Origin of the sequence: Capnocytophaga cynodegmi DSM 19736, from assembly GCF_000379185.1 — a bacterium.
Classification (GTDB): domain Bacteria; phylum Bacteroidota; class Bacteroidia; order Flavobacteriales; family Flavobacteriaceae; genus Capnocytophaga; species Capnocytophaga cynodegmi.
The window spans coordinates 20,395-33,522 of the sequence record NZ_KB900708.1 but is presented as its reverse complement, the minus strand read 5'-3'; the positions used below and the strand labels follow the sequence as shown (position 1 = coordinate 33,522).

The following is a 13,128-nucleotide window of genomic DNA, read 5'->3' as shown; positions in this document are numbered from 1 at the left end:
TTATTGATTTGCTTCTGCCATAAAGTTAAAAATCCCACCAGTATGCCAAAATAAAACGTCTCTTTTATTGATGTTATTTTTGTTCATAAAATCTATCATTCCGTGGAATGCTTTTGCTGTATAACAGCAATCTAAAGTTACCCCAAAGTTTTTTACGGAGGTTCTTGCTACTTCTTCTATATTTTTGTCATATAAGCCATAACCACCACATAAATAATCATCAAGAACAATTGAAGTACGTTTAGTGTATGATATTTGGTAGGATACACATAGGGATTGATATAACTCATCCACTATTTTTTCTGCTTGGGAAGATTTTCTGGCAACAGACACTCCAATAACTTTAGTGTTCTCGAAATTAAACTTATCTAACCCAGCTAGAATACCAGATTGAGTTGAACCCGTCCCTGAAGCTAGAAAAATATACTTAGGTTCCCAGCTGTGCTTTATTTTATACCTTTGTAGCTCCTTAATAGATTTTACATAGGCATATCCTCCCTCTATATTGTGTCCTCCTCCAAAAATATAGAAAGGTTTTTTATTTTTTTTATTATATCGTTGCATGGCTTCATCCATTTCATATCCAATTTCTTTCGGCTCGTTTACAAAGACAATCTCTGCTCCAGACAGCCTCATGATTTTTGCATTGCCAGATTGTTTAAGGAAAGAGTCTTTTGAACCATGTATAACTAATGTACAATCCATCTTGTTTTGAGCGGCAAAAACGGCAACAGCTCTACAGTGGTTTGATTGGAATCCTCCTGTAGTTACTAGTGCATTGTAACTATTCGATAGGACAAATTTTCCTATTTCATTCATCTTTCGTCCCTTGTTTCCGCCCCCTAAAAAGGGAAATAAGTCATCCCTAAAAAATGTATAACCTTGAATATTTTGTATTAGATTAAACTTCATTGTAAATGTTTTTTTTCCAGTGCTTTGTATTCCATTCGGCTCTCAATAATCCGTAGAATCTTTTGTTAGTCCATGTGTTTTTCCTAAAATGATGCTGCCTAAGAGTGCCTTCTAATACAAAGCCTGCTTTTTCATAAATATTGTAGGCCTTTATATTATCATCATCAGTATATAGATAGATCTTGTTTAATTTAACGACAGAAAAGCCATAATTAAATAGCCAAATTGAAACTTGTTTTCCAATACCCTTCCCTTGCATGTTAGGATTAACCATGATGTAAAATTCTGCATTTTGACTTTGTTGATTTATGTTAGTGAATCCTCCCATTGCAATAAGTTCTCCAAACTCGTTGAAAAAAGAGAAATCAGCTCTTTTAGTATTTCCAATATTATTCACAAACCAAGCCTCCGTAGCTTCAATTGAAGCTGGTAAGGAAAAAGACATGCTCTTGTTTATTCTTTCATCATTAATCCAAGCTACTCGAATTGGGATATCCAATTTACTGAATTTTTTTGGTATTATCGTCATTTTGTCTGTATTTATCTAATGTTGTAAAAGCACTTCCAGGTATCACAATAACGTCCTTTCTACTTATTACATTTTTTACTGTCTTTAACAATATTCTTATATCATTGCAAAAAGATATCGTTTCTACATACTTAGCATCTAACTCCAATTTTTCATCCCAATTAATAGTATTTCTACCAGTAACTTGTGCTAGTCCCGTTATTCCAGGTCTTACGTTGTGTCTAATCTTTTCTCTTTCAGTGTAGTATGGTAGATATTTTGTTAGTAATGGACGAGGTCCAACAAGAGACATATCGCCTTTGAGGACATTTATTAGTTGTGGAATCTCATCCAACGAAGTTCTTCTAACAAAGGCACCAACTTTGGTTAATCGTTCATTGTCAGAGAGCAAATTTCCATTTCTATCTCTCTTATCATTCATTGATTTGAATTTTATAATTTTAAAAATCTTTTCGTTCAACCCTGGTCGTTCTTGGAAGAAGAATGGCTTTCCTTGATTTACAAAATATAAACACATCATCGTGACTAGAAATATGGGAGAAAATAAAATCAACCCCATAAGAGCTACTGAAAAGTCGATAAAACGTTTTATATAAGTCTTGTATATCATGTTCATGGTGCAAACTCTTTATATCTGTTTATAATATAAGGTCTTTTGCCAGAAGGGAGTTTGTCGATGTCTTTTACAAAATCAACAGTTACATTTGCATCATTTCCTAGCCAATTATAGAAATAATTTAGAAATTTATTGATGTCGAATTGATCCTCAGAGTAATAGTTGTTTGTGACCAGTTTGATAGTAAAGTCTTTTTTGTCATTCTGGATCAATTGATATTGGGAGAAGTAATCATATTTTTCCATAATACTGTCTAAAAAAAGAGGATATAAAGGTGTTCCATTTGTACTGTATATAATTTGAACAGCTCTTCCAGATAACATACTTATATTGCCCACCCATTTTTTTTCATTACAGAAAAAATTACCTATTTTACCTAAATCGCCTGTCTCATAACGAATTAAAGGCATCGAGTTAGAATGTAAATCTGTTACAACAATTCTTCCAATTTCCCCAATATCGGCACTTTCATCTCTATCTAGTTTTAAAACTTCTATGATATAATTGAACGTATTCATCACAAATCCAGAAGTCTCATCAAGCTGATTCCCAAGTACACCTAGTTCTTCCGTCGAGTATCTACTGTGGATAGCACAATCAAAAGCTTTCCTTATTGTTTTTCTCTGGTGACTAGTCAAATTTTCTGATGAAGTAATCACTCCTTTCACTTTAAAATCAGAAGGGAGATACCCCTTTTCAAGACAACTCTTAGCTAAATAAGAAATTGCAGAAGGAAACCCTATCAAAGATTTAATTCTTTTTTTCTTAAGATTTTTTATTCCTAAGGAGACAAACTCCTCATTTAGCTGTTTCGAAGCAAAAAAAGTTTCATTTTGCATCCAAAATTTAAAGTTTGTTTTATGTGGGATGGATCTAAAATATCCGTGACGAACTCCTACATCATACCCGCTTTTCCTTCCAAAAAAAATGACTTCAGCCAACTGACTTTCCTTTTTTTTCTTAGTTAGAAAGTAAGTTAACGGAGTTCCGTAGGAACCACTTGTGCGAACAGGAACAAGTTTTTTGGAGTTGTATATCTTGGAATAAAAGGAAATGGTGTTTTGATATATATTTTTCTTATTTACAATAGGGAAGTCTTTTAAATCAGAAAGCCCCCCTTTGTCCATGTAAAAAGGGACATTTTTTGTAACATCGTTCAATAAATTTACAAGTTTATTGTTGACGATATGCAATTGATTTTCCTTGGAATCACGATAAAAATCATCTAGTAAATTAATCTTTTTAGAAATGTTTTTCCCTTTAATGAAATCTAAGAGGAAAAAAACTTTGTTTCTTATTAGTTCATCTAAATACATGTTAAGTCTTTTAATAGTTAATTATTTTGTTATTGTTTGATTATCATTGATATTTAGTTTCGAAATTATGTATCTCCGTTTCCCTGTTTTTTCTGACGGTATTTCAGTGACTTCTTCAATCTTAATTGTGGTTTGTTTTCCAAAGAGGGACCTTAGATTTTCTTCAATATCCTTAAAACTTTGTTCTTTGTTTTCAAAATTATGGACTAACCTCAGTACGATAAAATTTAAATCTTCTTGTATGAATTGAAACTGTATGATACCTTTAAAATTCCACAGCAAGAGAATTATAGTATAGGGGGAATAAATTTGTCCGCTTTTACTTTTTAAAAGATCCAACGTTCTTCCTTGTATTACTTTTATATATTTTCTATTGTTTCTTGTTCCAAAAGTACACAAGTCCCCAGTGTCGTAACGAATCAAAGGCATTGCTTTGTTAAATAAATCTGTGACTACAATTCTTGCGATTTCATCCTCTTGTGCGTTTTTGTCACTATCAAGTTTTAAAAATTCAAAATAATAACTAGCATCATTAGTTAAAAAATATTCTTCCCCAGAAATAGGTTGTTGAGCAAATATACCCATTTCCTGATTCGAATAACGAGACACTATAGGACATTTAAAAACTTTTTTTAATTCCCTTTTTACGTGCAAAGGCAATTCCTCAGCACCCGAAAAAATTGACTTTATACCCCATTTAAGCTTTTTTTCTTCGTCAGACAAAGAATTTAAAAATTCAGTAAGGGATGATGCATACGCCAAAATTATTTTCGGAGAAGAGTAGTTTAACATATCACTCTTAAAAGAGTTCCAATTTCTTTTGCATAAATCTGAGGTGTCTATCATCTTTAGATTTTCTTTTAGGCATGATAGCTTCTTTTTTCTATTTAAGTGAGTCCATACACGCAATGAGTAAATTCTGTCGCCAAGAGAATAGTTACCTATTTCATAGAAGAAAAGGGCATCAATTTTATTTCTCAACACCTTATCAGAATTCTGAAAAACTTTAAAAGTAGTCCCTGTAGAGCCACTCGTTGTCATTAGTCTTAATCTATTTTTCTTGTTGATGTAGTCTGTGGAAAAGAAATCGTTGTAGTTGCTGTTAATAATCTTCTTAGTTATGACAGGAAAGTTTGTTATGCTACTGCAATCAATTCCCTTATAGAAAGGTACTTTCTCATAGGCATAAGATAAAATCTCACTCAATCGTTGAGATGTAATTTTTTCGTAGCCATTAGTTTGATAATAAACTTTTCTAATTTCTTCGTAGAATGCTCTCTTTTTTCCTCCTGTTACAAAGTCTATCGCCCAAAAAACATAGTTTCTAATATTCTTCATAGTAGTTAAGTATTTACATTAGCATGATTAACGATATATCTTTTATTTATAACTCTTTTTTGTACAACAACTCTATATATAAAATAGTTTTGATTTGTTTTCGAGGCAGACAGGTTAACAGGTAAGCAAAAAGTGTTGTTATTAAAATTGTTAAAAATTGCATAAAGTCACTCTTCGAAAATGTTTATATTTATGATGACTGCAGCCATATTACAGGATTGAGAGATCAATAAACAACGATTCTGTCAGATTGGATTATACTTCAGTAGAGTAACTTCGAGGTAGGTGTTTCAACCATAATCCTCTCCAAATGTTAATTAAAACTTTACAAAGCAGATTCTCAATTTCAGCAAAAATACAACAAACCATATTAAACACTATTACATTACACTTTTGGAATATTTCTAAAGCTAATTTTGTTTTATGTCCAAAATATTAATGATAACCTTCTTTAAATTAATCAGTGCAAAGGTAGGAAATTATTTAATACTGATTCATGTAAATATCAATTTTATGATATTTTTCACATTATTATGTCAGTTATGTTTGCTAAATCATCAACTTTATGCTTTGGAAGGAAATCTTTTTCGAGATTGAAATTTTGTGTATGTATATTTCAGCCTTTATCAAGTAGGCATATAGTTTATTTTGGAATGATAAAATCTTTTTTGGGTCATTCGCAATATAAAAATACTCGTCAATTCCTTCTTTATAGAAAGCGGTAAAATTTCATCAGACTTAGAAAAGCCAAATTCTTCTGAAATGATAATTTTGTTAAAAATATTCTCTATCTTCAATGATTTTAGCTTATTTTACTGATTTACACAATGTTATAAGGTGTGAGTCCCATCTTATAATTTTTTGATTTATAGAAATTAAAGATTACTTCAGCACTATCATTTAATTTTAAACTTGGAAAATGATTTCTATACATTTTCAACAACAAATGAAAAGACATCCTCTCCTCAAGGATAAATGTCAAGCATTTTATCGTAAAGAGATTCGTGATTTTGAGAATTAGAAATAAAATGGGAAATCTCTTTATATGCTGATTTTAAAAAATCTATTTCGTAAGTTAGCGTGTCGTCTAAATCAAAAAAATGATGTACTTATTCCTCATAGTCGTGTACTAAAATCTCGTTATCATAACGAAGCATCAATAAATTATCTTCCCAATTATCGAAAGGTTGAATTTCTTTATTTAGGATGTACTCATCAATAATGAATTTGGGAAAATTGGCGCCAGCCAAATAACTTAGTGGATAACCTCCTCCGAATCGTGGATTAATTTCGATTCCGACAACTCGTTTAGTATTAGGATTGAAGAAGAATTGCATCGTGAGGCAACCCACAGCTCCTTCTATTTTGTTTAAGCGAGTTTTGATGAAATCTATAAGTTCATTTTTTCTGGTAATTCCTTTACTAATTTCTCCAGCACGCACAAAAATTCTCTTGCGAGGGACCAAACACTTTAACGTATTATATTTGTCATAATATGTGTCAATGGAAAATTCTTCATATTGAGATTTATCAATGTACTCCAAGAACATCAATTTAGGATTATTCAAATGATATTCTTTAAGCTCTGATGCGTCATTTATCAACATAGAACCTTTGCTTGCTGAACCATCATAAGGTTTTATAAATAGAGGAAACTCTAGTTTTTTTTTATCAATAGTTTTCGGAATTTCAATGTTGTTACTTACAAAAAATTGATTAATTTTTCTTTTATCTCTACACTTGTCTATAAAATCCAACGATGAAATTATGGGTATTATACCATTATCTAAGATCAGTTGTTTGTGTTTGGCAAGAGTTAAAAGTTCGGTGTCAATCGTTGGGATAATTATCTTTATATTCCATAACTGACAAATATTTAATAGATTTTCGATATAATCGGGAGCAGTTACACTACAAGTTTTTTTGTAACCGTCTGAAATTACACAAGCAGGAGCTAAGCTTGGATTTAAATCTACCGTATAAACCTTATTCTCAGGATTTAAATGTTTTATCTCTTTCTGAAAAAAATTAACCAAAGAAACCCGCCGTCCAGCGGAGGTTATGAGTATGTTCATTGTGAACTTTGAATTATAATAGATGTGTTTTTGTACTATTTAAAAATGTTTAAAAGTCTATTGAACTTTATGAAAGTTTGTAAGAAGAATTTATTGTTGAAGCATTTGATTAACAATTTATCTCTTCTATTATATCCTTTGAAGTTGGTAATCGGATATGCTTGATATCTACATTCTTTCAAATCTGACAAAAACTTTTCCAGTTCGGAGTATTTTCTTTTACTTCTGAGGAAACGAACAATAGCGAAGTACGTGTATGATTCTTGTCTTGATTTTAGTCGATTAAAAACTTTCATATTTTCCTTAAAGTCAGTTTGCTCTATAATTTCACTAAATCGCAGAGCGACATAAAACATATCATTAGTCACTTTACATAACTGTTCCTGTTTTTTGGATTTCAGAGTCGATTCACTATTTGCGTAGTAACCATAAATTTTATTGCTATATATGCATCCATTTTTCACTTTTAGAAGAAGCAAGGTGGTGAAAATAACATCCTCACATGTACGTCCTTCTTCAAATTGAATTTCTTCTGCGAGTTCTCTTTCAAATAGATACCAGGATGAACCATTGTAATACTGATAATTTGCTATTATATTATGTCCATCTCCTTCAATTGTGATTTCTAAGTTGCGAAAATCATCAGAAAAACGATACATCTTTGAGGTTTTGTAATTTCCAAAACCTAAAAAATCCAGTTTCTTCGCTTCTATTACCTTTAAAAAATGATTTAAATAGCCTGATTTTAGGTGATCATCAGAATCCATGAAAAAAATATACTTGCCTTTTGCTTTTCTAAATCCAACATTTCTGGCAGCACTTTGACCTTTATTTATTTGAGAAATTATTTTTATATTTCCATATTTTTTAGATAGTTTATGGCAGACACTCAAGCTTTGGTCGCTAGAACCATCATTAATTAAAATAATTTCAAAATCATCTTGTGGGATTTTTTGATCAAAAAGACTTTGAATACATCCTCCCAAGTATCTCTCGCTGTTATAGATGGGGATTATGATGGATAGTTTCATCGAATTATGGCTAATTATTCTTTTGAGTGTTGTTTCAAAAGGTTTTGATATTCCCTCAATAAGGAACTCCAAATAATCTTTTGTTCGTAACGATTAACAATCATTCTTCGGCAATTACTTTTGAGCTTGTTATAAAGTACGTTATTTTTAAACAAAGTTGTTATTGATTTTTTTAGTTCCTCGGTGTTCTTGACTGGAATAACAATTCCATTTTCACCGCTGACGATGATTTCATTACATCCATTGATATCTGATACAATGCTTGGTACTTCCATTGCTCCTGCCTGCATTACTACGTTTGGGAAACCTTCCCTATAACTAGGAAATACTAACGCTTTTGAGATAGCAAAATATGGGCGAACATCATCTTGAAACCCCACAGATAAAATGTTTTTATTTTTTTCTAAAGCTATCAATGTTTGCTTTTTTAGGGGATCAAGTTCTTTCTCTTGACTTCCCACGAGTAGAAGCTTCATTTGAGGATTGTTGAGCTCTACAAAAGCTTGTACTAACTCATTTATTCCCTTATCTCCTACAATTCGCCCAACAAATATGAGAACAAAATCACTATCTGAAATATTTAATTTTCTTTTTAATAGGCTTTTCTTTTCTTCTGTGATTCTATCAGGAGAGAAAAATTGAGTGTCAATTCCGTTTGACGAACCATTAGCAATAACCTTTAGTTTACCTTTGGAGGTGTAATTGTTTTTTATAATGAATTCATACATTTTTTTAGAATTTGGATAAATTCTACTAGCACAGGAGTAGGTTAACCTTTCCACAAAATCTAATATTTTTCGTTTTATTCCACTAGACTCTACCAAAGGTAATCCAGCGACAGTATGTAAGCGAATTGGAACACCTGCTAGTTTGGCTCCCAACATTCCTACAATTCCTGCTTTTGGAGTGTGAGTATGCACAATCAAAGGACGTTCTTTTTTACATATTTTATAGAATTGAAATAGTGATTTCAAGTCCTTTAATAGTGAAATGGTACGAGTCATCTCCAAGGCGATAGTTCTAATTTCTTCATCTTTTCTTATGTCATCAAGATGTCTTCCTTTGCTTGAGATTCCGATAACCTCGAACCCATGATCTGACATGAAACGGTACTGTCCTTTTAAAAGTTTTAGGGATCCAGAAATAGTTGTGACGCGAAAAAGTTTGGGCTTCATACTGTATTTTTAAATTATTTTTTTAGTTTGTAATATATGTGCGACTTAAAACATTTTTGTTGCTATCACTGTGGGAGTTAAAAACCAAAGAAATTACTTCTTTATTTTTTCCTTTATAGATGGAATTAATTTTTTATGCCTAATGTTCATAAAAACAGAGACTATGATAAGCCTCAATTGGCTATAAACATAATTTTCAAGTTATCTCTCAAGATGAGAGGATTTGAAGACCAATTCTAGAGAGGATCATATTCAGACAGTGTAAGGATAGATTCCTTCCGAACTGGAACTAATTATATCTTAACTTCAAATATTCCCTGTACACTAAGTATAAATACTTTGTATCAGTGTTTTTATCTTTTGACTATCCATTATATAGATTATTTAAGTAAACATTTGTTTAATATGATTCATGCAGATTTTCCTTGACTATCATTGTGATGTAAGTTGTATGTTAAAACCAACAGGAAAAATAAAAAAGCAAAGTAATCTACAAACCAGGATCTATGCATTAAAACTATTAAGAAATAGAAAAAACCTAGGAACTTGATGGTGATGTCTTTTTTCCAGTACATTGATAACATGATACAGCAAAACAATAATATGCCTAAAAAACCGTAGCGTATGACAAAACCTCTATAATCAGAATTTCTGATGTTGTTAATCTCTAAAATATCTCTTCCTTCTCCTATTAAAATATTACCACTTTGTAGAAATGAATTGTAAAAATTCAGAAAATAATTAGAAGTTCTTTCTTCTAAAGAACCTTCAGCTTTGTCAAGAAAAAAACGCTCAATGATTTCCACAGGGGTTAGCGAGAAAAACAGTAATATGGCTAATCCAATGAGGAAAAATAATCGTATTTTTTTTTCTAAAATAATATACTTTAATAGAAGCCCGAATAATAATACAAAAGTACCAAAGGAAAGTGTGAGCAAGGAGGTTAGTAGAATTACCTTTCCTTTTATACTTTTCATTATGCCTTTGTATGTATATAGAATCATAGTTAGAACTAAGCCAAAATGACCAGGCTCAGCAAATATACCACTTAACCTATACAAGTTTATACCAAACATAGAATATTCTTGTCCGCTTAGTTTTATTGAAATAAAATAAGATGTGAAATATCCCCCTACATCACCCCTTGGAATAATTTGATTGGGTAGCGAAATGTTGGCGGCATTCAGAAGTAAAATAATAAATGATGTTATACACACCCAATATATTGCGGTAGAAAAAATATTAAAGGCTTTTATTAGAATAATCCTTCGTAGTAGCAGAATTGTGGAAAATAAAAGTAACCATATTGTCGAGGGTGAAAAACGATCATATTCTCTAAAAGGGAATGCTACGTATAAAAATGTCGTAATGCTAAAAAAAAATGTAATAATGACCGAGTTTTCTAAACAAAACTTTTCTTTTATAAATTGCCTTATAAGTAAAATAAAAAAAAATGCACAAAATAATAAGATGAGAGACTCGTTAAGATCAAATAAAACTATAGGTGAACAAGACAACAAAGCTAAGCCAGCTATCGTTATAGATAGGACTTTTTCACTAAAATCAAGATGGGATGATAAAGGCTTACTTTTCATAATATAAATTCAATAGTTTTAATGTCATTGATTTGATGGAAAAGTTCTTTATTACATATTTACGAGCTTCATTGATTGTGTCATTCAATTTGTTTTGCTTTATGTCAGATATTATTTGATTCAATTTCTCAACCATCATTTTTTTATCACTTGGGTCAAAATAATACTTATGATATTCTCTGTACCCAGACTCATAAAGTGGAGGAATATTAGAAACACAAATAGGAATGCCCTTATACTGTGCTTCAATGAGTACATTTCCTAAACCTTCGGTTAGTGAAGGCAGAACAAATAAATCTGCTTTTTCAAGATATTTGCCTATATTCTCATCAAATCCAGCAAAAAAAACGTGGTCAGATATATCCAATTCCTTAACTCTTTTCTTTATTGTTGTTAGTGATTCTCCATCACCTACTAAGATCAGTTTGTAGTTGTTGTACTTTGGATTTAAATCATGAAAACCTTCTATAAGTAAAGAATGATTCTTTACAGGTCTAAAATTACCTATATGTAGAATTACAAAATCATCAACCTTCTTAAAAATATTTAGTTTTTCACTCTCTTCAAGATCATTATCCAATGTATCAAAGTCTATCCCATTGTAAATCAATTGAAATTTTTTATTAGTTTTCCATTCAGGATAATTAGAATAAAGATTAGATTTTGAGTGTCCTATTATCTTGTCAGCAAATCTCATTGTTATGTACTTATGAATCTTGAGATGAAAAAATAACATTCTGAATAAAAGCTTGTTAGATTTAAACTTTTTCAAAGACGAAGGTTCTGTACTATGTAGTGAAACGTAAATTTTCTTTCCAACTAATTTTGAACCCAATACAAAGCCTCCTGAGGTAAATCCAAAACGGCTATGTACCAAATCAAATTTATGCCTCAATAGTATGAGGAGAATTTGTAAAGCATCCAACACGATCATTCCCGTTTTCTTTATATAAAGAAAATCGACCCCTAGCTTCCTGAATTTTTTTTCCAAAACACCAAGAGGTTCATAGCATAAGATTGACATACTTAATTTTTCTTCCTTCATATGGTTTAAACAAGATAAAAGAGTTTTTTCAATTCCTCCCATATTTGCGGAATTTATTATAGTTAAAACTTTCATAAGTTTATTTTTTTAATAAAATTATCAGTTTATTTTTGAAAATTTTAATGTAAGAAATGCTTAGCGTTAATATGTACACAACGAAAATTAGTTGGTTGTCAATTCTTAGTAATCGTAGTAACAACACAACGACAGAAGTTACTAAACAAAGAACTATAATTTTGTACACTTGTTTAAAAATTTCAAAGCCTTGAATCTTGAAGTACTTATTTAATACATGCAAGTGGACAAAAATATTGATTATTTTCGATAATAGTATCCCTGTTGCAGCTCCGACTACACCATATGAGTAAACTCCAATCAAAATGCACGGTAAATAAACTGCTAAAGAGGTTATTTGTTGGATTTTAAACTCATATTTGGGATTACCAGTACTTCTAAACAATAGGTTATAGCCACTTGTCAGAACATTTATCATCACGGCTAATGCTAAAACTCTTAAAGGTAAAACGACCTCACCCCATTTTTCGCCAAAAAATAGATTAATCAAATCTTCTGCAAACAGAATTAGAGTTAGCATAATGGGATATATTAATAAAGCGTAATATCCAATCAATTTTAAGTAATACGCCTTTAGCTTGTTTATATCATTCTGTATTGTGCTATAAAAGGGAAACATCACAGTGTCAAGCATACTTGTAATCTGACCACTAACTAAGTTAGTCATCATGAACGCAAGTGTGTAATAGCCCAATGCAGCTGCTCCAATCCATTTTCCAATAATAAGGTAGTCAATATTAGACACAATATTCATTATGACTTTTGTACCCGTTACAAAAACTCCAAAAGAAACTACTTCTTTCAAAATTTTAGAATTCCATTGCAGTTTTGGAATCCACCTGGATTTGTTGTAAAACAATGGGACAGATACCATACACGCTACGATTTCATTGGCAACTAGAGCCCAAATTCCAAAATCAAAAAGTGCAAGGTACACAGCGTAACAACCACCGATTAAAGAAGAAACGTTACGAATTATGGCGATTTGTTTAAACTTCAAATCTCTCCTGAGTAATGCAAAGTGCACAGTATTTAGTGCACTAGTCAAAATAGACAAACTTAGGAAAGGTATTATTTTACTAAGTATTGGTTGATTGTAAAAGTTAGATACAAAAGGAGCCACCCCAAACGAAAGCAAACTGTACAAAAACAGTGACCAAAACACATTGGTCCAGAAGACGGTATTAAGGTGTTTCTGTGTTAAATTTCTCTTCTGTATGATTGCGGGACCCATTCCCCCGTCATTGAGAACTTGTATAAAAGATATGAAAACGGTAGCCATACCTATTACCCCAAAATCTTCTGGAAATAACAATCTTGCTAATATTAGCTTGACAACAAAGTCTAGTGTCCTTTTAATTACAACTTCAATAATACTCCATAATAATCCTAATTTAAGTTTACTACTCATATGCCTGATG

General features: G+C 31.2%; 11 protein-coding genes. All 11 read right to left on the bottom strand.

The genetic code is table 11. The features are described 5' to 3' along the window. The 11 genes from YW9_RS0103755 to YW9_RS12520 all read right to left on the bottom strand — a co-directional run bounded on the left by YW9_RS0103755 (window position 1) and on the right by YW9_RS12520 (window position 13,118). Complete coding sequence (locus tag YW9_RS0103755) at window positions 1–912, bottom strand: 1-aminocyclopropane-1-carboxylate deaminase/D-cysteine desulfhydrase (protein ID WP_018278851.1); 912 nt, start codon at window positions 910–912, stop codon at window positions 1–3. Further along, window positions 902–1,441, bottom strand: a complete 540-nt coding sequence (locus YW9_RS13030; RefSeq protein ID WP_018278850.1) for a GNAT family N-acetyltransferase — start codon at window positions 1,439–1,441, stop codon at window positions 902–904. Before YW9_RS13030 ends, YW9_RS0103755 begins: the two co-directional genes overlap by 11 nt. Continuing rightward, on the bottom strand, window positions 1,413–2,048 hold the full coding sequence (locus tag YW9_RS0103745) for a sugar transferase (RefSeq protein WP_040353713.1): 636 nt from the start codon (window positions 2,046–2,048) through the stop codon (window positions 1,413–1,415). Before YW9_RS0103745 ends, YW9_RS13030 begins: the two co-directional genes overlap by 29 nt. 5 nt (window positions 2,049–2,053) lie before the next feature. Next, the gene (locus tag YW9_RS0103740; protein ID WP_018278848.1) at window positions 2,054–3,373 is read right to left on the bottom strand and encodes a phenylacetate--CoA ligase family protein; all 1,320 of its coding nucleotides are present in this window, start codon (window positions 3,371–3,373) and stop codon (window positions 2,054–2,056) included. A gap of 21 nt (window positions 3,374–3,394) precedes the next feature. Further along, a complete protein-coding gene (locus tag YW9_RS0103735; RefSeq protein ID WP_018278847.1) occupies window positions 3,395–4,711 on the bottom strand; it encodes a phenylacetate--CoA ligase family protein in 1,317 nt (438 codons plus the stop codon). A 1,109-nt stretch (window positions 4,712–5,820) separates the two neighbouring features. Further along, window positions 5,821–6,786, bottom strand: a complete 966-nt coding sequence (locus tag YW9_RS0103730; protein WP_018278846.1) for an ATP-grasp domain-containing protein — start codon at window positions 6,784–6,786, stop codon at window positions 5,821–5,823. A gap of 35 nt (window positions 6,787–6,821) precedes the next feature. Beyond that, on the bottom strand, window positions 6,822–7,817 hold the full coding sequence (locus tag YW9_RS0103725) for a glycosyltransferase family 2 protein (protein ID WP_018278845.1): 996 nt from the start codon (window positions 7,815–7,817) through the stop codon (window positions 6,822–6,824). A gap of 14 nt (window positions 7,818–7,831) precedes the next feature. Continuing rightward, window positions 7,832–8,992 (bottom strand): glycosyltransferase family 4 protein, encoded by a 1,161-nt coding sequence (locus YW9_RS0103720; protein ID WP_018278844.1) that lies wholly within the window; start codon window positions 8,990–8,992, stop codon window positions 7,832–7,834. Window positions 8,993–9,402: 410 nt separating this feature from the next. Next, on the bottom strand, window positions 9,403–10,587 hold the full coding sequence (locus YW9_RS13435) for a hypothetical protein (RefSeq protein WP_155848721.1): 1,185 nt from the start codon (window positions 10,585–10,587) through the stop codon (window positions 9,403–9,405). Further along, window positions 10,577–11,707, bottom strand: a complete 1,131-nt coding sequence (locus tag YW9_RS13025) for a glycosyltransferase (protein WP_041996015.1) — start codon at window positions 11,705–11,707, stop codon at window positions 10,577–10,579. The genes YW9_RS13435 and YW9_RS13025 overlap by 11 nt, the downstream gene beginning before the upstream one ends. A 4-nt stretch (window positions 11,708–11,711) precedes the next feature. Then, a complete protein-coding gene (locus YW9_RS12520; RefSeq protein WP_018278840.1) occupies window positions 11,712–13,118 on the bottom strand; it encodes a lipopolysaccharide biosynthesis protein in 1,407 nt (468 codons plus the stop codon). Window positions 13,119–13,128 lie beyond the last annotated feature (10 nt).

Coding starts and splice junctions, on each gene's coding strand:
- YW9_RS0103755 (WP_018278851.1), bottom strand. CDS start 912: ATGAAGTTTAATCTAATACAAAATATTCAAGGTTATACATTTTTTAGG.
- YW9_RS13030 (WP_018278850.1), bottom strand. CDS start 1,441: ATGACGATAATACCAAAAAAATTCAGTAAATTGGATATCCCAATTCGA.
- YW9_RS0103740 (WP_018278848.1), bottom strand. CDS start 3,373: ATGTATTTAGATGAACTAATAAGAAACAAAGTTTTTTTCCTCTTAGAT.
- YW9_RS0103735 (WP_018278847.1), bottom strand. CDS start 4,711: ATGAAGAATATTAGAAACTATGTTTTTTGGGCGATAGACTTTGTAACA.
- YW9_RS0103730 (WP_018278846.1), bottom strand. CDS start 6,786: ATGAACATACTCATAACCTCCGCTGGACGGCGGGTTTCTTTGGTTAAT.
- YW9_RS0103725 (WP_018278845.1), bottom strand. CDS start 7,817: ATGAAACTATCCATCATAATCCCCATCTATAACAGCGAGAGATACTTG.
- YW9_RS0103720 (WP_018278844.1), bottom strand. CDS start 8,992: ATGAAGCCCAAACTTTTTCGCGTCACAACTATTTCTGGATCCCTAAAA.
- YW9_RS13435 (WP_155848721.1), bottom strand. CDS start 10,587: ATGAAAAGTAAGCCTTTATCATCCCATCTTGATTTTAGTGAAAAAGTC.
- YW9_RS13025 (WP_041996015.1), bottom strand. CDS start 11,707: ATGAAAGTTTTAACTATAATAAATTCCGCAAATATGGGAGGAATTGAA.
- YW9_RS12520 (WP_018278840.1), bottom strand. CDS start 13,118: ATGAGTAGTAAACTTAAATTAGGATTATTATGGAGTATTATTGAAGTT.